We start from the raw sequence: 19,893 nt of genomic DNA, 5'->3' as shown, positions 1-19,893 counted from the left end.
CATTGTCAAAAAAATAAAAATCAATACAACACAGCTAGTTAGAATTATTGTGACTATTTACCAAATTTAAAAATCTGCAACATAAAAACGAAGATCTTTTGATATTCATAATGTAATCAGCTCAATTTTATTAATCTAATAAAATTGTACTTTTAATGTGTAATCTAGCGTACGATATGGTTTAACACCCCAATCTTTTTTATATTGCATGACAGCACACTTAACATCTGTACTTGAATATGTAAACTCTTCTATCAAATCACCTTGTGTACACATAAAAGTAGCATGCGCCTCATTGCCCTTGTATTGCAAATGAACAAGTTTAGCTTTAGAAGTGCATTTAGCACCAATAGATGTGAAAGTAGTTTGTTCTATATAGGGGAGATCTGGAAAATCCTGCTTCATTATTGCGTAGTTGGCATCACTAATTAACTTTATTAAATGCTCATCTTTTGGCAAATTAAGACTTAAGGGACTACAATTCCTAGATGTAGCACGATTGGTATCAATCTTATATTGTCCTGCCGAAAGAGTTTGATAGGTGTTATAAAAGCGGATGAAAGAAAAATCCTGTAAAGTCCTTTTTAAGGGTTCAGGATATTTCTTCATAACATAGGGTAAATCTTGAAAATCTAAAAAGAGATACACTACAACGCCAAAAACAATAAAATATCGTTTCTTTATTTTCACACTATCACCTGCTTAATATAGGTGTTTTCGCACCATTTTTCATATAATCAAAGTGAAACTTTCGAGCATAGGTGGTTGGCATTTCATAGTCATACTTTTTATATACATTAGAAGCAGTTTGTTTACCTGTCATTAACTCAACAAGCGTACCTCCTACTTGAATTCCTGCATTTTTAATCTGACTCGTATTATCAAGCTTCCAACTATATCTGTCGCCTTTTATCAGCAAGTATCCTACAAATTGAAAATTAGGCTGTCCTCGTGCATCAGTGCCTAATTTAGTTAATTTCCCTTTAGCAGTAAAAGCCAATCGTCCTAATGGCCACTCTTTAGATCCAATTGTTCTAAAATAATCACCACCTAGGCCTAAATCTTCCCATACGAAATCTATGGTTTGTCCATTATTCATTTTGGATAGAGCAGTACCAATATCAAATTTTTTATCAACACTTTTTTGAATCAATGAAGGTAAGTCTTCAAATGCGACTTCAACGTCCCATGCTTTGGGGTCAATTTCATAAGTAATCGGACTTGTTCCATAAGCATATTGATGATGCATTGCTTTAAAATTTTCAATAAAACTTCGCTTTTCTTGAGCTATTGTTTCAGGTCTATTAGATTCAAGCTTACCCCACCACCATTTATAATAAGAATTGCCCTGATCCTTATTATCCACCAAACTATTATTTAAATTTTGTTGGAGGCTAGGAGCACTAACATTCAGCGGGTTTTTAGGAGTATTTATAACAATTCCACCCGCAACATTATGAGTAAATGATGTTTGAGAATTTTTAAGTACAGGCGGTGGATTACATTTACAAATACAAAGATCACCATCTAATGCAGGTATGTCTTTATGATTGTCAAAAGGTCGTCGCATTCCTGCTGCTTCTATATATCCAACAGAACCACATGCAGGACACTTAATTTTGTCACCGATATTACTTGCTAAACGGTTATGCCATACAAAGGATTTTCCACCCCCTGTGTGACGCTGAACAATACCGCCTGCGGTGGTTACATCATTTTCAAAAATTTGATAACGAATCATATTTTTACCTATTTATTTTTATAAAGCTTTAACTTGGTTGTTGTGAGTTAAAAACATCTTGTTTTGTAAATTTCCACTTTTGACCTAACGGAGAAAATAGAGCGAGTTGACCACTCAAACCAAATTGAATTTCTTGTACAGGGGTAATTTGAATCGAAGCAATTGCTTTTTTAGCTAAGGTAGATAGCTCTTCATCTGAGGTGTTATTTAATGCTTCAATGGATTTGGCATATTCATCATTCATAATGCTTTGCCAATATTCTCTTAAACTTTCGAAGTAAGATTCATCAAATTTAAAAGTGATATGTGCTCCTTGGGAAGGAGCATTTTCATCGCTAAAGACTATTGGAATTAAACTCATACGTGGTGTGCGATGATTTGGCGTAATTAATGAATTTTGTTGAGATGCAACATAGGCATTAAAAATATGAATGTGTAAAGTTCCACCCATCATAGAAATCATTTGAGGTAAATCAATTCTTGAAAGCTCCCAACGTTCCCATTGATTTTCATTGTGGGGAATAGATGCATTTTCAATTTGTCGAATAATTTCTGCGTCTAAGGCAGAAACAAATACAACTGGTCCGCCTTGTAAAGCACCAGTGCCAGCCCAAAAAGTCTCAATCACGGTTTGACCTAATTCATTTTCTATACAACGTGCTAGTACCGTCATTTTATAATCAGCAATATAATGAATAGGGTGATCTTTTCCACCGCAGTGCAACATAAGTAGCCTCTTTTATTCTATTTTTTATTTAGGGTTTTATATCAGAATTTTAATTGAAATAGATAAATAGAATATATTTCATGTGCTTTATGTTTTGAGTAAGCAGAGTTGAATCTATTTAAAGAATGAATATGGTTTTTAGACCCGATTCTTCAATAAATAGAACATATCTGAAAACTATATTTTCAGTTAAAATAAGCGCACCTGATTCCGCATTATTTAACAGAAGTATTCGGTTTTTATTTTCTATTCCCCTCACTAAATCAAAGGTTTTTCGCCATGAAAGTTTTGAAAGCTATTTTGTGCCAAGTTTTTGATTTAGCGTATTTCTTTATAAAAGGCAGTGTTGCTTATGCACGTAAAAAAGGCGTGGTTGTAGGTGAGCGTTGCCGTATTTATATTAAAAGTTGGGGGTCTGAACCTTTTTTAGTCCAAATTGGTGATGATGTAACAGTGACATCGGGCGTAAAATTTATTACCCATGATGGTAGTACCTGTTTGGTTAAAGATGAACATGGTAAGCGCTATCAAAAATTTGCATCTATTACCGTAGGTTCACGGGTTTTTATTGGTGTGAACACTATTATTATGCCTGGTGTAAACATTGGTTCTGATGTAGTGATAGGTGCAGGCTCGGTCATCACCAAAGACATTCCAGATAATTCTGTGGCAATTGGTGTACCTGCAAAAGTGGTTTCAAGTTTTGAGGATTACCAAGCCAAAATTAAAGCGACTTGTGTAAGCGATACAGACTTAGCCAGTGTGCAAAGTTATGCCGAACGTGTGCAACGTGCTATTGAATTGCAAAATCAAAAAAACTCTTAATTTCATCTAATTTTAGGTCTTGTTATGCTGAATAAAGTCATGTTCTTTTTACCCACGCTTGGTGGTGGTGGGGCAGAGCGTACCGTCATTCAACTTGCCAATAGTTTTGTCGAGCAAGGCTTAAAAATTGATTTGGCTGTTTGCAATATTCATGGTGAAAAAGGCAAATTGTTGCCTGAAGTGAACCCCAAAATTCAGTTAGTAAATTTGGATTGTGGTCGTGTGGTGAATGCTTTATTTCCTTTGAAAAAAAGGCTTCAAGCTGAACATTACGATTGTGTTGTTGCAACTCAAACGCATACGAATGTGATTTGTGCCTTTGCTAAAAAATTGGCAGGCGTAAACACTAAAATGATTTTTAGAGAAGTTTCGACACCTTCTAAAAATATGAAAAATGAAGGGCTATCGAAATTAATTTTAAAAGGTTTAGTGAATTTTACTTACCCAATGGCAGACCAAGTGGTGTGTGTGTCGAATGGTGTACAGGAAGATTTTCGTGAATATTACAGCTATAAAAAACAAAATCTTATTACCATTTACAACCCTGTAATTGACGATGCTTATTTTGAAAAATTAAAAGTGCCAACATCACATCGCTTTTTCCAAACCAACTCTAAAGTGGTAATGGCAGTAGGACGTTTAACCGAAGCGAAAAACTTTGCCTTTTTAATTCGTTCTTTTGCAAAGTTACATCAAGCACATTCTGAAACTCGCTTACTTATTTTAGGTGAGGGTGAGTTACGTGCCGAACTTGAGCAATTAATTAAAGATTTAAACTTGGTTGATGTAGTCGATTTAGCAGGTTTTGACCCAAATCCATACGCATATTTTAAATATGCCGATTTATTTGTTTTAAGTTCAAATTGGGAAGGTTTGCCGGGTGTATTAATTCAGGCATTGGCTTCAAAAATTAAAGTGGTGAGTACCAACTGCCCAAGTGGTCCAATGGAAATTTTAGTCAATTCTAAATTTGGATTATTGGTGGAATGCAACGATGAGCCTGCAATGACATCAGCCATGAAAAAGGCATTATTTGAAAATTATGTGGATTATAGTGATGCCGAGTTCGAGCAACATTGCAGTCAATTCCATAAGACCAATGTGCTCGAGCGCTATTTAAATATGATGGAGAATCCATCTTGAATAAGCAAAAAGTGGTACATGTAATTACCAATTTTGCAGGCGTTGGCGGTGCAGAAATGATGTTGTCTCGCCTTATTCAGCAAACTCAGCATGAATGTGAACACATTATTATTTCATTAATGAAAACATCCGAAGTTTATGCAGATGCTCTTGCGATGTGTTCATCACATTATGTTTTGGGATGGAATGGTTTAAATAGTTTTTCTGTATTAAGAAAATTACGTGTATTGCTAGAAAATTTGGCACCTCAAACCGTGCAATGTTGGATGTATCACGCTAATGCACTGACTTCGCTTGCGACATTGAAAATGAAGAATAAACCTCAAGTTTATTGGGGTATTCATCATTCATTGGCATCTCCAAAAGATGAGTCGATTAGCACCAAAGTGGCTTTAGCATTCAGTAAATTTTTGGCTAAAAAGCCTGAAGGTATTATTTATTGTGCGCATTCATCTTTAAAGCAGCATACTAACTTTGGTTTTCAAAATACAAATTCAGCCGTTATTGCTAATGGTGTAGTTTTAGAAAAATATCAGCCTAATCCGCAACTGCATAATCCAATTGTGATTGGTTTTGCAGGGCGTTATCACCCAGCTAAAGGTTATCCATATTTATTTGAAACCATTGCAAAACTTAAAGATCAGCTGATTATTTTTAAAATTGCAGGTACAGGCGCAAATTTAGAAAACCCTGAAATCAAAAAATCTTTTGAACAATACAACTTAGATGAAAACCAAGTTCAATTGCTCGATCAAGTTTCAAATATGCCTGCGTTTTATCAGTCAATTGATGGCTTTTTAATGACCTCAATTACGGAAGGTTTTCCGAATGTTTTGGTAGAAGCAATGGCTTCAGGCTTACCTTGTATTAGTACCGATGTCGGTGATGCAAAATATATTGTGAATGATCATGGTTGGATTGTTCCACCACGTGATGCTGATGCATTAGCACAAGCAATTTTGGCTTATGTACACTCATCAATTGAACAAAAACAGCAATTGAAACAGGCAACACGGTTACGTGTAGAGCAAAATTTTGGTATTGAAAGTGTGAGCCAACAATATTTGGCAATGTGGAGTAAAAGCAGATGAAATTTTTAATGGTGAGTAGCTTTTTACCATCTGTCTTGAATTTCCGTGGCAAATTATTGGAAGCCATTCATGCCAAGGGTTTTGAAATTCATATTTGTGCGCCAGATTTAACGGAATTTCCAACTGAGCTCGAACAACTTAAAAATATGGGCTATCAGGTTCATTCGGTGCCCATGCAACGTACAGGAACCAATCCAATTCAGGACTTCAAAACCTTATTGGCTTTGGTTGCATTGATGCGTCAAATTCAGCCTGATTATGTACTTTCTTATACCATTAAACCTGTCATTTACGGCACATTTGCAGCTCGCTTGGCTCAAGTGCCACAGAGCTTTGCGCTGATTACAGGGCTTGGCTATGCATTTCAAAATGTGGAATCGGGTAAACGTAGTATTTTCCAAAAAATGGTACATCATTTATATGCCCAAGCTTTAAAATTTTCAGATAAAGTTTTTTTCCAAAATCCTGATGATTTAAAATTATTTCGAGATATGAAATTACTCGATGCTAAAAAACTTGCGGTTGTGGTGAATGGCTCAGGCGTAAATGTTCAGGATTTCGATGTTATGCCTTTGCCTGAAAATAACCAAGGTGAAGCCAAAGCATCATTTTTATTGATTGCTCGTTTGCTTGGAGATAAAGGCGTACGTGAGTATGCACAGGCAGCGCGTATTGTAAAAGCAAAACATCCTGAAGCGGAGTTTCACTTGGTGGGGTGGATTGATGATAATCCATCTGCAATTTCACAAGTTGAACTTGATGCGTGGGTGGCAGATAAAACGGTGAATTATTGGGGTAAATTGAGTGATGTACGCCCTGCAATTCAGGCAAGTTCGGTATATGTGTTGCCATCTTACCGTGAAGGTACGCCACGTACAGTTCTAGAAGCAATGGCGATGGGTCGTGCCATTATTACCACAGATGCACCAGGCTGTCGTGAAACGGTAATCAATGGGCAAAATGGTTATTTAGTTGGGGTAAAATCAGTCGATGATTTGGTGCAAACCATGCAGTATTTCATTGAAGATCCAAAACTCATCCGTTATATGGGGCAGCGTTCACGTGAAATTGCATTGAATAAATATGATGTGCATCAAGTGAATAAACACATGATGACTGAAATGGGGATGTTGCCATGATCAAACGATTACTTGATATTGTGATTGCATCAGTTGCATTGGTTTTATTGTCGCCTGCATATTTTATTGTTTCTCGCAAAGTAAAAAAGAATTTAGGTTCGCCTGTACTTTTTCGTCAAGTACGTCCGGGCTTGCATGGTCAGCCTTTTGAAATGATCAAGTTTCGAACCATGAAAGATGCAATAGATGCCGAAGGTAACCCATTACCCGATAGTGAGCGTTTAACGCCATTTGGTAAAATGCTTCGTGCGACAAGTCTTGATGAAATGCCTGAGCTTTGGAATGTAATTAAAGGCGATATGAGTATTGTTGGACCACGTCCACTACTTGTGGAATATTTACCTTTATATAATGAAGAACAAGCTAAACGTCATAATGTACGTCCGGGCATTACGGGTTATGCTCAGGTCAATGGTCGCAATGCAATTTCTTGGGAAAAGAAATTTGAGCTTGATACATGGTATGTTGAAAATCAGTCACTTTGGCTTGATTTCAAAATCATGCTAAAAACAGTGAAAAAAGTACTCGCAAAAGACGATATTAGTGCTGAAGGCGAAGTGACGATGAGTAAATTCACAGGCACAGTGGAACATAAAAATGACTAAACTTTATGCGGTTTATGGTGTTTCAGGATGTGGGCGTAGTCTTATGCCTGTGGCGCGTCAACAATTAGCCCGAAAACAAGATTCCTCAGAAATAGTGTTTATTGATGATGCATTAATAGAAATATCTAAAATAAATGGTCATCGTGCAATGAATTATGCACAATTTTTAAAAGAAGCTGCCTCGCAAAAATCTGTACTTATTGCGATTGCGAATAGCAAAATTCGTGAAAAATTAGCAACACGATTAGTTGAAGATGGTATTACGCTTTGGTCTGTTTTTGCAGATAACGTGGTGTTGATGGATGAAACAAAAATTGCAGAAGGTTGTGCAATGAGTCCATTTGTTAGTATTACGTCAAATATTAAAATTGGAAAATGCTTTCATGCCAATTTATATAGCTATGTTGAGCATGATTGCATCATTGGTGATTTCGTTACCTTTGCACCAGGCGTAAAATGTAATGGCAATATTCATATTGAAGATCATGCTTATATAGGTGCAGGTGCTGTTATTAAACAAGGAACACCTGAAAATCCTTTAGTAATTGGTCAAGGTGCAATTGTAGGTATGGGGGCTGTTGTCACTAAAAGCGTACCTGCTGGTGTAACTGTTGTGGGAAATCCAGCTCGAATAGTCGAGCCGAAATAATTTTAAACTAGGAAAAATCCATGTTAAATACTGCATTTGAACCGTGGCCAAGCTTTACTCAAGCTGAAGCAGACGCGGTATCAAAAGTTCTATTGTCGAATAAAGTGAATTATTGGACAGGTCAAGAATGTCGCGAATTTGAAAAGGAATTTGCACAATTTGCAGGGACAAAATATGCAGTAGCCGTAGCAAATGGTACGGTGTCATTGGATGTTGCATTAAAAGCATTAGGTGTTGGTGCAGGTGATGATGTCATTGTGACATCACGTACTTTCCTTGCATCTGCAAGTTCAATTGTGACAGCAGGGGCAAATCCTATTTTTGCTGATGTTGAACTTGATTCTCAGAATATTTCATGCCGTACCATTGAAGCTGTTCTTACACCAAAGACCAAAGCCATTATTTGTGTGCATTTGGCAGGTTGGATGTGTGAGATGGATCCAATCATGCAATTGGCAGAAGAAAAGGGTATCTACGTGATTGAGGATTGTGCTCAAGCACATGGTGCGATATATAAAGGCAAATCTGCGGGTTCAATTGGTCATATTGGCGCATGGTCTTTTTGCCAAGATAAGATTATGACGACGGGTGGTGAAGGCGGTATGGTGACCACCAATGATGAAAATCTTTGGAAAAAAATGTGGTCTTATAAAGACCATGGCAAAAATTACGACAGTATTTATAACAAACAACATCCACCAGGATTCCGTTGGCTGCATGATAGTTTTGGTACCAACTGGCGCATGATGGAAATGCAAGCGGTGATTGGTCGCTTACAACTTGTTGAAATGCCTGAATGGACTGCAAAACGTAATGCCAATATGGAACGTATTCAAGCTGCATTTGAAAAGAGTCCTTATTTTACTGTGGCAAAACCATCTACAGATTATGTTCATGCCGCTTATAAATGTTATGTACAAGTAAATACAGATGCTTTACCTGAAGCTTGGTCACGTGATCGAATTATGGCGGAAATTAGTGCTTTAAACGTGCCATGTTTTAGTGGTTCTTGTTCTGAAGTGTATTTAGAAAAAGCATTTGATGGAACAAATTGGCGTCCTGAAAAGTCTTTAGAAAATGCAAAATCTTTAGGTGAAACAAGCTTGATGTTCTTGGTACATCCAACATTATCTGAAGAAAGTATGCAAAAGACATTGAGCGCAATTCAGCAGGTGATCGCTCAAATCTAAATAGATTCGCCAAATGATGAACTCAGGTATAATCATTTGGCGTATAACATTTAAAATAGTGTTCTATTAAGTCGATTATTCATATAGAACAGCACATGCTTGGATCGAATCTTACTCTGTGAAATCAATCATTTTACCTCTATCTACAGCGCCACGTATTGTGAAGCAAAGCTTCTTGGTGCTGATGGATTTTCTTATTTTCCCCATTCTTATTTGGCTTTGTTATGCCATTCGATTGGTGAATTTAGGTGTAGAAGCGGTGCCAAATATTCCATTTGGTCCGCTATGGGTCGCTGCGATTGCAAGTTTGATTTTGGTTGCATGTGGTGTTTATAAATTTATTGTTCGTACCTTCAATGAGGCGCTGATTGCTCAATTGGCATTGGCAACCTCATTAACCGTTTTTGCGCTTTATCTTCTCGCATATTTAACGCCTGCATTTATTCCAATGTCTATTCCACTCATGTTTGGCTTCATGATGTTTGCATGGATTTGGTTTAGTCGTGGTGTAATTCGTTTTGTGGTGCGTTCACAATTTTTGTCAGATGTACTGCGTAAACGTGTTGCGATTTATGGTGCGGGTTTTGCAGGTCAGCAAATTGCAGCACTTTTAAATAAATCAGATGAACATTTACCTGTATTTTTCATTGATGATAATTCATCTTTATCGGGTCAAATGATTGGGCGTTTAAAAGTCCATAATGCAAAACACGCTTTAAAAATTTTAAAGAAAGACACAGTTGATGAAATCTTAATTGCATTGCCGTCGGTTGGTCGTGAGCGTAAAAGTGAAATTATTAAATTTCTTGAGCCAACACATCTTAAAATCACTGAATTACCGAGCCTAACTCGCTTAGTTGATGGTGAAGTTCGTATTTCAGATATTCAAGAAGTCGATATTATTGATTTATTAGGACGTGATCCTGTTCCACCAGTACCTAGTTTACTTGCTAAAAATATTCAAAATAAAGTCGTGATGGTCACAGGTGCAGGCGGTTCAATTGGTTCGGAACTCTGTCGTCAAATCATCAAAAATCAGCCAAAAATGTTGATCATTTATGAAATGACAGAGTTTGCTTTATATCAAATAGAAAAAGAATTACGGTTATTGTCGAATGAAACGATTGTTCCAATTTTGGGAACAGTACTCGATCAAATGAAACTTGAGCGTGTTATTCAACAATACCAGGTTCAAACGATTTATCATGCTGCAGCTTATAAGCATGTGCCTTTGGTGGAATGTAACCCAATTGCAGGTATTAAAAATAATGCTTTGGGTACGGCTTATAGTTTAAATGCAGCCGTGAAGCAAAGTGTTGAAACCTTTGTTTTAATTTCTACTGATAAAGCGGTACGCCCTACAAATGTGATGGGTGCATCGAAGCGTTTGGCGGAGTTGTATTGTCAGGCGATGGCAGAAGTACAAGATCAAACTCAAATTAGTATTGTTCGTTTTGGTAATGTTTTAGGTTCATCAGGCTCAGTTGTACCTTTGTTTAGACAGCAAATTGCTAAAGGTGGTCCAATTACGGTGACCGATCCTGAGGTAACACGTTATTTTATGACTATTCCTGAAGCATCCCAATTAGTCATTCAAGCAGGGGCAATGGGTAAAGGTGGCGATGTCTTTTTATTGGATATGGGACAACCTGTCCGTATACAAGATTTAGCCCGTCAAATGATTTCACTCAGTGGCTTAAAAGTAAAAGATGCAAATACACAAGATGGTGATATTGAAATTCAATATACAGGCTTACGTCCTGGTGAAAAACTTTATGAAGAATTGTTAATTGATCAAGAAAACACCGAAACGACAGAACATAGCCGTATTTTAAGATCTTATGAAAAGCATTATCCTTTAGATAATATCTTAAAAATTTTTGAACGAATCGAATCACTTACAGCAGTTGACGATGATGTGACTTGGATACTAAGTCAGTTAGAATATTATGTCGATGGTTATAAACGTGGTGATCAAATTCAGGTAAACTAATCCTATAAATATATTAGAGTTAAGTTATGAGTATTAAAAAAGCCATTCTTCCTGTGGCAGGTTTAGGCACACGTTTTTTACCTGCAAGTAAGTCTATTCCGAAAGAGATGGTGACCGTTGTTGATCGCCCTGCCATTGAATATGTTGTGAAAGAAGCTGTTGCTGCAGGTATTGAGCAAATTATTTTAGTGACACACTCATCTAAAGCTTCGATTGAAAATTATTTTGACCGTAATTTTGAATTGGAAACAACTTTAGAAAATAAAAAGAAAATTGATTTATTGAAAGAAATCACTGAAATTTTACCGCCACATGTGAGTGTAATTAGCGTACGTCAACCACAGCCATTAGGCTTAGGTCATGCGGTTTTATGTGCAAAAGCTGTGGTGGGTGATGACGACTTTGCTGTATTGCTTCCTGATGTTTTAGTCAAAGATCCATCTGAAATGAATGATTTAAGTTTGATGATTCAACGTTTTAATGAAACGAAGGCATCTCAAATTATGGTTGAAGCTGTTCCTGATCATTTAGTGGATCAATACGGTATTGTCGATGTGGCATCTACACCTGCGGAAGGTCACAGTATTCAAATGCAAGGGATTGTCGAAAAGCCTGTTGTGGGCACCGCACCCTCAAATCTTTCAGTTGTTGGTCGTTATATTTTACCTGCAAAAATTATGCAGCTTCTTGAGCAAACACCGAAAGGTGCGGGTAATGAAATTCAATTGACCGATGCAATTGCAATGCTTCAAGACACAAACACAGTTGAAGCATATCGTATGAAAGGTCAAACTTTTGACTGTGGTAGCAAGCTTGGTTATTTAAAAGCTGTGCTTCATTATGGTGTAGATCATCCTAAACTTGGTGATGAATTTAAGGATCTCATCAAAGAACTAAAACTATAAAAAGGACGTTTTATGAAAGTTGCAGTATTTGGGCAAACCCTTTATTCAGGTGTGTTTTCGGCATTATTGGCTGAATGTGGTCATCAAGTATTTTGGTGCGATGTGCTGAAAAAGCCAGCATCAGAACAAGCTTATACGCAAGATGAAGCGGTAAAACATTTACTTGATAAGCAACTTGAAAATGGTTTTTTAACCTACTGCAATTTTTCTAAAATCCCTTTAGATATTGACGCCTATTTCTTTAGTTTTAATCCTACTGAGAAAGCGCAATGCATTGAAATTTTAAAAGAGTTGAAACTACGTCCCATTATTCATCCTAAGTTAATGATTAATGCTTCAACTTTAGGCCTTCATGGAACTGAAAAATTCGAGCAAATTTTATCGGAAGATGATTGGATTTATTTACCCGATATCATCCAAGAAGGTAATGCATTACAAAGCCTTGTTCGTACAGAGCAATTAATTGTAGGGTGTTCTTCTGAACGTAGTGAAAATAAGATTAAAGAGTTATTAAGACCACTTTTTCCACGTGCACATCAGTATTTATTTATGCCGATATTAGATGCTGAATTCACGAAACTCAGTGTTTCAGGTATGTTGGCAACACGCATTAGTTATATTAATGACTTGGCTGTGGTTGCTGAAAAACTAGGGATCGATATTGAGCATGTTCGTCAAGGTATGGCGGCAGATAGCCGAATTGGCGCATCTTATTTGTATCCTGGTGCGGGCTTTGGCGGTGAAAACTTTTCACATGATATTTTAACATTGGCGAATACAGTGTCTGATACAGGTACGAAAAGCCAGTTGCTTTCCCAAGTTTGGGATATTAATGAACAACAAAAAGAAATTTTATTTCGTAAACTGTGGAACTATTACCATGGTGATTTAAGTGGTAAAACGGTTGCAATTTGGGGTGCCGCATTTAAAGAAAATACCGCTCGTATTCAGCAATCTCCAATTCATGCCATGTTAAAAGCACTTTGGGCACAAGGTGTAACGGTTAAATTACATGACCCACAAGCACTTGCTGAAATAGAAAAAGAGTATGGGCATCGTGCAGATTTAATTTATTGCACAGATCAATATGAAGCGACCCAAAATGCCCATGCACTTTGCTTATTGACTGCATGGAAGCAATATTGGAGTCCTGATTATTCAACATTATTAAAAACAATGAATCATCCACTTATTTTGGATGGTCGAAATATTTATGATCCGAGTTATGTAAAAGCTCAAGGATTTGCTTATATGGGGGTAGGTCGCTAATGGGAAATCCAGCGAAACCGTATGCAGTTGAAGATTTAGATGCGGTGATTCATCGTTTAGAAAGTTTCAAGGCTGAATTTGAACATCAGCATTTAACGCATTTGTTTGCTGAAGATAATACACGTTTTCAAAATTTTTCAGTGGCGTTATCACCCATTGTTTTTGATTTTAGTAAGCACCGTATTAATCAAAATGTACTAAAAAATCTGGTGGCTTGGGCAAATGCACAAGATTTAACGCCGTGGATTAAACGTTTATTTTCAACTGAAGAAATTAATTACACAGAAAATCGCGCTGCAATGCATTGGGCACTTCGTTTGCCTAAAAATGATCAAGTACATCCTGAACTTGCTAAACAAGTACATGAGCAATTAGATCGAATGTATGCTTTGGTCAATAAAATTCATGAAGGGCAATACCGTGGTGCAACGGGTGAAGTCATTCAAGATGTGGTCAATATTGGTGTGGGAGGATCAGATTTAGGTCCACTCATGGTCAGTCATGCACTTTCTGATTTTAAGAAAACAACCTCAAAGCCACTAAATACACATTTTGTTTCGACGATTGATGGTAGTCAGCTTTCAGATTTATTACATAAATTACGTCCCGAAACGACGCTATTTATTATTTCATCGAAGTCTTTTGGCACTATTGATACTTTATCAAATGCACAGACTGTACGTTTATGGCTAGAAAAAGCGCTTGGTCAAGATCAGCAAATTTTAAAGCATCATTTTATTGGTGTATCGACAAAACCTGAAAAAATGACAGCTTGGGGGATTGCGCAGGAAAATCAATTCTTACTTTGGGATTGGGTGGGTGGTCGTTACTCACTGTGGTCGTGTATTGGGTTGCCTGTTGCATTAACTGTTGGTGTGGAAGGTTTCAAACAATTATTGGCAGGTGCTTATGCCATTGATCAGCACTTTCAAAGCGCATCTTTCGAAAAAAATATTCCTGTTCTAATGGGTTTATTAGGTGCGTGGAACAATAATTTCCTAGACATTCAAACTCATGCTGTACTGCCTTATGATGGACGTCTAAAATATTTTGCAGCGTATTTACAACAATTAGAAATGGAGTCGAATGGTAAGTCGATTCAGCGAAATGGCAAAAGAGTTGAATTAGATACTTGTCCGATTGTGTGGGGGGAAGTTGGTCCAAATGCACAACATGCTTTCTATCAGTTGTTGCATCAAGGTACGCAGTCGGTAAGCAGTGATTTCATAGCACCTGTAAATCGTTATAACAGTCAGCAATTTACTTATGTTGATAATGCAGAAGCACTTATTGAGCAGCATCATCTAGCACTCTCAAACTGTTTGGCTCAATCTCGATTACTTGCTTTTGGTAATCAAGCGCTAGATCAAAAAGAAGTTGCCGATTTACCTGAATATAAGAAGTATGAAGGAAATCAACCAAGCACAACAATTTTGATGCAAGAGTTAAATCCTTATAGTTTAGGTATGCTCATTGCCATGTATGAACATAAAGTTTTTGTACAGTCAGTGCTCTGGAATATTAATCCATTTGATCAATGGGGAGTTGAAAAGGGCAAAGAGATTGCCAATCAATTACTCCCAATTTTAAATGGTGAACAAACAGATTTATCTATATTTGATGCATCGACACAAGGTTTAATACATATTTTAATGAGGAAAGAACATGTCTAAGGTTTTAGTAACAGGTGGTGCGGGATATATCGGTTCTCATACCTGTGTTGAGCTATTAAATGCAGGACATGAAGTGGTTGTGCTCGATAACCTATCTAATAGTTCTAAAGAAGCATTGAGCCGTGTTCAGGTACTCACCTCAAAGTCTGTAGAATTTATTGAAGGTGATATTCTTGATCATTCAATTTTAGATCAAATTTTTCAAACACATGAAATTGATGCAGTGATTCATTTTGCAGGTTTAAAAGCGGTAGGGGAAAGTCAGCAAATACCACTTAAATATTTTGAAAATAACATTTCAGGTTCGATTAGTTTGGTAAAAGCAATGGAACGTGCCAATGTTTTTAATTTGGTTTTTAGCTCATCTGCAACGGTTTATGACGAAGCAAATATATCGCCATTGAATGAAGATATGCCAACTGGCATGCCAAGCAATAACTATGGCTATACAAAACTGATTGTTGAGCAGTTATTAGAAAAACTCGCGCAAGCAGATGAACGCTGGTCAATTGCATTACTTCGTTATTTTAATCCTGTAGGCGCGCATAAAAGTGGCTTGATGGGTGAAGATCCACAAGGTATCCCTAATAATTTAATGCCTTATGTGACTCAAGTTGCAGTTGGCCGTCGTGAAAAGTTGTCTATTTTTGGCAATGATTATGACACCGTAGATGGTACAGGTGTACGTGATTATATTCATGTGGTCGACTTGGCGAATGCACATTTATGCGCTCTGAATAATCGATTAAATGCTCAGGGTTGCCGTGCATGGAATATCGGTACAGGCAATGGGTGTTCTGTTCTTGAAATTAAAAATACCTTTGAAAAAGTGAATAATATCGAAATTCCATTTGAGTTTTCACCACGCCGTGAAGGTGATGTTGCAACTTCTTTTGCTGATAATGCGCGTGCAGTGAAAGAGTTGGGTTGGACTCCGAAATTTGGTTTAGAAGATATGTTGGCTGATAGTTGGCATTGGCAGAAACAAAATCCAAATGGATATCGCAATTAAAATCTAAAATAAAAAAGAGCCTTAAAGGCTCTTTTTTATTCCGTTCTTAATTTTTAATTAAGATTGAATAAGTTGTGTAAGCTCATCAATATAAGCTTGCATTGGTTTAGGGTTATGATCTTTACGGCTTTCAATATTTAAACGTAATAACGGTTCTGTATTTGAAGCACGAACATTTAAACGCCAAGCACCAAAATCTAGGCTTACACCATCAGTCTTATCAATGGTTGGATTTTGTTCTGCAAAGTGATCGAATATTTTTTGAATCGTAATTTGAGTGTCTTCAACTTTAAAATTGATTTCACCTGAACAAGGGAATTTTTCAATCATTTCTTCAACAAGCGATGATAATGGTTTTTGTGTTTCTGAAAGTACAGAAACAGCCAATAACCAAGGAATCATACCGCTGTCACAATATGCAAAATCACGGAAATAATGGTGTGCACTCATTTCACCACCATAAACAGCATTGTGCTCACGCATTTTTTCTTTGATGAATGAGTGACCTGATTTAGATTGAATTGCTTCACCTTTAAATTGTTCAACAATATCAAATGTGTTCCAAACCAAACGAGGATCATGCACAATTTTCTCGCCAGATTGTTTGAGTAGAAATGCTTGAGCTAATAATCCAACAATATAATAGCCTTCAATAAATTGCCCTTTTTCATCAAAAAGGAAACAACGGTCGAAATCGCCATCCCAGGCAATACCCATATCTGCATCATGTTCAAGTACAGCATTACGTGTACTATCGCGGTTTTCAACTAAAATAGGGTTAGGAATACCATTTGGGAAAGTACCATCAGCTTCATGATGAATTTTAATAAACTTTACAGGGATATTTAAAGCTTGGAATTTTTCTTCAATCGCATCAATAACATGACCTGCTGCACCATTACCTGCATTGACTACAAGTTTCAATGGGCTAATTTTTGCAGGGTTAATATATGTCATTAAATGATTGATAAACTCAGGTAAGACATTGTATTTCTCAGATGTACCTTTTACAGCAACATCATTAAATGTACCTGATTCTGCTAAAGCTTGAATTTCTTTTAAACCTGTATCGGCACTAATAGGACGTGCATTTTCACGAACCAATTTCATGCCATTGTAGTCCATTGGATTATGACTTGCAGTGACTTCAATACCACCTTGAACATCAAGATGGAAAGCACCGAAATATACTTCCTCAGTACCTGTCATGCCTAAATCAAGAACGTTTACGCCTGCATCATTTAAACCTTTTATGGTTGCTTGTTTTAAGCCTTCACTGGTTAAACGAACATCACAACCTGCAACTACAGTTTTTGGTTGATAAATTTGACCATAAGCACGACCTACTTTATAGGCGATATCTTCATTGAGTTCTGTGCCAAGTTTGCCACGAATATCGTAGGCTTTAAAACAGGTAAGCTTTGTCATTTTATTTCCAAATTATGTGAACGAGCTGAAAATTTGTATGAGAGTAATGAGTTTTCATACTTTCATTTTAAATTTTCCTATGTTATTTTGACATGAATAAATTTGATTTATAGTCTATTGTAATAAATATAGAGTCGAATTGAAGTTTAGTAGAAATCAAGATACATTACATCAAATCGAACAAAGTGGTATTTCTCATAAGGTAATATTGTGAGGAAAACATTTAAAGAAAAGTCCATAGCATGAAGGTATATATTACAATAATGGAATAGTTTGAGAGAGTTGAATAAGTATTACTTTAAGTTTTAGTTAAGACTAAAGTGGTTTTAGATGAACGTTAAAAGTTTCTATAATTTTATTCTAAAATTTCTACAATAGTATTACTTCATTAAACTATATAGTAAAATATATAAAGTACTTATTTATTTTTTTAATGGAATAATACAATTGGAAAAATTGTAGTTCTGTTAAATGGGGGGAGGATGAAAAGGTTTATTGATATTATCGTTTCTTTTTCAGCACTTATCATTTTATTGCCTTTATTTATAATAGTCACTTATAAGGTATATAAAAATTTAGGATTACCAATATTCTTTTTACAAGAACGACCAGGTAAGAATGGAAAGTTATTTAAATTAATTAAATTTCGATCTATGAGTAACGCAACTGACAAAAATGGGAACTTTTTATCAGATGAAGAGCGTATCACTGCATTCGGTCAAAAACTGCGATCAACAAGCTTAGATGAAATGCCGCAACTTATAAATGTTATCAAAGGCGATATGAGTATTGTAGGACCTCGTCCAATGCTAAAAGAATTTATTCCATTGTATTCTCCAGAGCAAGCTCGTCGTTTAGAATTGCGTCCTGGTATGACTGGTTTATCTCAAATTAGTGGTCGTAATGAATTGGAATATGAAAAACGATTTCAATATGATGTGTGGTATGTAGATAACCATAATATATTTATAGATTTGAAAATTATGTATAAAACAATAGGTGTTATTCTTAATACAGAGGGTATTAATGCACCTGGGCATGCTGGCCCTTCTTTATTTGAAGGAAATAAATCGGTAAAGTCACAAGGCAATGATTGAATTTTATTAGTTTAATTTTTTAATTAATCTATAAAATGAAGTATGTAATGGTGAAAAATAAAACTTAATAAATGGATTAATTTTTTAATCATTCTATAGATGTTTAAATCACTTTTCATGATTATTTTCTAATGATGTAAGGATGTTTTTATTTTATAGGGTAATACGTATTCATACTAAATTTAATGAATATAAACTTATCAATAATGCAAAGTAGTTAGCTATTATTAAAAATAAATATTAGTATGCATTCAGTATGGGTTTTTTTAACTGATTATTTTATTTATAAGGCCATCTATTATTTGTAATATTTGTAGTAAAATATGCTTTGTATATATTGATTTTAACGCAATAGAATTATTTTTATGAAAAATTATGTAATCAGTTTAAAATCAGAATGTAATCGTAGAAATCATATTATTGCTGAGTTTAATGCAAAGGAAGTTCAATTTGATTTTTTTGATGCTTTAACACCACAAATGGCAATGAATGAAGCCAATAATATGGGATTCATTGTTAAACCGAGTTTAATATCTAGTGGTGAGCTGGCATGTTTTATGAGTCATTTTGCTATTTGGAAAAAAATGATTGATGAAAATATATCTTATATTACTATCTTTGAAGATGATGTTGTTTTAAGTGAAGATGCTAATAAATTTTTATCTTCTTATCAGTGGATAAAAAATGATTGGAATATTATAAAAATTGAAAAATTTGATCAAAGAGTTTTATTATCTAAGATAGAGGGAGAGAGTCCTGATTCTAAAAGAGAGTTAAGACAGCTGGTTAGTAAGCATTATGGTTGTGCAGGTTATATTCTTTCATTAAAAGCAGCTAAGGAACTTATTGCTTATTTAAAGCAAAAGCCTGAGTTAATTCCATTAGATCACGTAGTATTTGAACACTTTATGTCTGGTTTTACAGGAAAGGTTATTCAATTAAATCCTGCGATATGTATTCAACATAATGTTTTTATGAAAAATCATGAAGATTTTCCCAGTAGTTTAGAGTTAGAGAGAAGAAAAAGAATGAAAGAAAATAAGAAAAAAAGGTTCATAAAGTTTTTAGGTGAATTTTCAAGAATCGTTCAACAAATAAAATTAAAATTATTTGGACAGAATATAGAGTTTAAATAAATTTAAAATTATAGTCTCAAAGTGTAATAGTACATAATTGACAATTTTTTTTCTTGAGCTTGCAATAATAAGTTGGAGATTTTTTAAATAATGATATTAGAAATCTATTTTATAGAATAGGCATTTTATTGATGGTTGAGATCGGCTTTGTTGCACAAACCTAGCATGGAAGGCTTATTCAGCAATATAATTTCAAAATGAATAAACCTGCCCCTAAAATCTATCGTACAACCAATTGGTCATCCTATAATCGAGCCTTAATCAACCGGG

Annotated in this window: 18 protein-coding genes; 14 read left to right on the top strand and 4 right to left on the bottom strand. The window is 35.6% G+C overall.

Going from position 1 to position 19,893, the window contains the following annotated elements; translation table 11 throughout:
* Positions 1 to 135: 135 nt before the first annotated feature.
* The 3 genes from AC5YDH_RS10305 to AC5YDH_RS10295 are packed head-to-tail and all read right to left on the bottom strand — an operon-like array spanning position 136 to position 2,468.
* Entirely contained in the window at positions 136 to 690 is a 555-nt protein-coding gene (locus AC5YDH_RS10305) for a hypothetical protein (protein ID WP_496119205.1), read from the bottom strand.
* A 4-nt stretch (positions 691 to 694) separates the two neighbouring features.
* On the bottom strand, positions 695 to 1,741 hold the full coding sequence (locus AC5YDH_RS10300; protein WP_496119204.1) for a PAAR domain-containing protein: 1,047 nt from the start codon (positions 1,739 to 1,741) through the stop codon (positions 695 to 697).
* A 28-nt stretch (positions 1,742 to 1,769) separates the two neighbouring features.
* Positions 1,770 to 2,468 carry a hypothetical protein gene (locus tag AC5YDH_RS10295; RefSeq protein ID WP_496119203.1) on the bottom strand — a complete coding sequence of 233 codons (699 nt, stop codon included), beginning with the start codon at positions 2,466 to 2,468 and terminating at the stop codon, positions 1,770 to 1,772.
* Between the two features lie 279 nt (positions 2,469 to 2,747).
* Between AC5YDH_RS10295 and AC5YDH_RS10290 the strand changes: the two genes are divergently transcribed.
* From AC5YDH_RS10290 to galE, 12 genes are all read left to right on the top strand, one after another.
* Positions 2,748 to 3,293, top strand: coding sequence for an acyltransferase (locus AC5YDH_RS10290; RefSeq protein WP_496119201.1), 546 nt, complete (start codon positions 2,748 to 2,750; stop codon positions 3,291 to 3,293).
* Between the two features lie 24 nt (positions 3,294 to 3,317).
* Positions 3,318 to 4,436, top strand: coding sequence for a glycosyltransferase (locus AC5YDH_RS10285; RefSeq protein WP_496119200.1), 1,119 nt, complete (start codon positions 3,318 to 3,320; stop codon positions 4,434 to 4,436).
* Positions 4,433 to 5,527, top strand: a complete 1,095-nt coding sequence (locus AC5YDH_RS10280; RefSeq protein ID WP_496119198.1) for a glycosyltransferase — start codon at positions 4,433 to 4,435, stop codon at positions 5,525 to 5,527. Before AC5YDH_RS10285 ends, AC5YDH_RS10280 begins: the two co-directional genes overlap by 4 nt.
* Positions 5,524 to 6,666 carry a glycosyltransferase family 4 protein gene (locus AC5YDH_RS10275; protein WP_496119196.1) on the top strand — a complete coding sequence of 381 codons (1,143 nt, stop codon included), beginning with the start codon at positions 5,524 to 5,526 and terminating at the stop codon, positions 6,664 to 6,666. The genes AC5YDH_RS10280 and AC5YDH_RS10275 overlap by 4 nt, the downstream gene beginning before the upstream one ends.
* A complete protein-coding gene (locus tag AC5YDH_RS10270) occupies positions 6,663 to 7,271 on the top strand; it encodes a sugar transferase (RefSeq protein ID WP_496119194.1) in 609 nt (202 codons plus the stop codon). The genes AC5YDH_RS10275 and AC5YDH_RS10270 overlap by 4 nt, the downstream gene beginning before the upstream one ends.
* On the top strand, positions 7,264 to 7,920 hold the full coding sequence (locus AC5YDH_RS10265; RefSeq protein WP_496119192.1) for a NeuD/PglB/VioB family sugar acetyltransferase: 657 nt from the start codon (positions 7,264 to 7,266) through the stop codon (positions 7,918 to 7,920). Before AC5YDH_RS10270 ends, AC5YDH_RS10265 begins: the two co-directional genes overlap by 8 nt.
* 20 nt (positions 7,921 to 7,940) lie before the next feature.
* Positions 7,941 to 9,110, top strand: a complete 1,170-nt coding sequence (locus tag AC5YDH_RS10260; RefSeq protein WP_496119190.1) for a DegT/DnrJ/EryC1/StrS family aminotransferase — start codon at positions 7,941 to 7,943, stop codon at positions 9,108 to 9,110.
* Between the two features lie 118 nt (positions 9,111 to 9,228).
* On the top strand, positions 9,229 to 11,103 hold the full coding sequence (locus AC5YDH_RS10255) for a polysaccharide biosynthesis protein (protein WP_496119188.1): 1,875 nt from the start codon (positions 9,229 to 9,231) through the stop codon (positions 11,101 to 11,103).
* A gap of 26 nt (positions 11,104 to 11,129) precedes the next feature.
* Positions 11,130 to 12,008: a UTP--glucose-1-phosphate uridylyltransferase GalU gene (galU, locus tag AC5YDH_RS10250; protein ID WP_496119186.1), complete on the top strand. Its 879-nt coding sequence runs from the start codon at positions 11,130 to 11,132 to the stop codon at positions 12,006 to 12,008.
* A gap of 12 nt (positions 12,009 to 12,020) precedes the next feature.
* Complete coding sequence (locus AC5YDH_RS10245; RefSeq protein WP_496119185.1) at positions 12,021 to 13,277, top strand: nucleotide sugar dehydrogenase; 1,257 nt, start codon at positions 12,021 to 12,023, stop codon at positions 13,275 to 13,277.
* Complete coding sequence (pgi, locus tag AC5YDH_RS10240; protein ID WP_496119183.1) at positions 13,277 to 14,950, top strand: glucose-6-phosphate isomerase; 1,674 nt, start codon at positions 13,277 to 13,279, stop codon at positions 14,948 to 14,950. Before AC5YDH_RS10245 ends, pgi begins: the two co-directional genes overlap by 1 nt.
* Positions 14,943 to 15,962, top strand: coding sequence for a UDP-glucose 4-epimerase GalE (gene galE / locus AC5YDH_RS10235; protein WP_496119181.1), 1,020 nt, complete (start codon positions 14,943 to 14,945; stop codon positions 15,960 to 15,962). Before pgi ends, galE begins: the two co-directional genes overlap by 8 nt.
* Positions 15,963 to 16,019: 57 nt before the next feature.
* Here the strand turns inward: galE and AC5YDH_RS10230 are convergent, their stop codons facing one another.
* Positions 16,020 to 17,390 (bottom strand): phosphohexomutase domain-containing protein, encoded by a 1,371-nt coding sequence (locus AC5YDH_RS10230; RefSeq protein ID WP_496119180.1) that lies wholly within the window; start codon positions 17,388 to 17,390, stop codon positions 16,020 to 16,022.
* Between the two features lie 482 nt (positions 17,391 to 17,872).
* Between AC5YDH_RS10230 and AC5YDH_RS10225 the strand changes: the two genes are divergently transcribed.
* Positions 17,873 to 18,487 (top strand): sugar transferase, encoded by a 615-nt coding sequence (locus AC5YDH_RS10225; protein WP_496119178.1) that lies wholly within the window; start codon positions 17,873 to 17,875, stop codon positions 18,485 to 18,487.
* A gap of 365 nt (positions 18,488 to 18,852) precedes the next feature.
* A complete protein-coding gene (locus AC5YDH_RS10220) occupies positions 18,853 to 19,623 on the top strand; it encodes a glycosyltransferase family 25 protein (RefSeq protein WP_496119176.1) in 771 nt (256 codons plus the stop codon).
* Positions 19,624 to 19,893 lie beyond the last annotated feature (270 nt).

This window comes from Acinetobacter sp. FY683, from assembly GCF_059515885.1.
The sequence above is the reverse complement of the archived record's forward strand: the minus strand, read 5'-3'. Positions and strand labels throughout refer to the sequence as shown.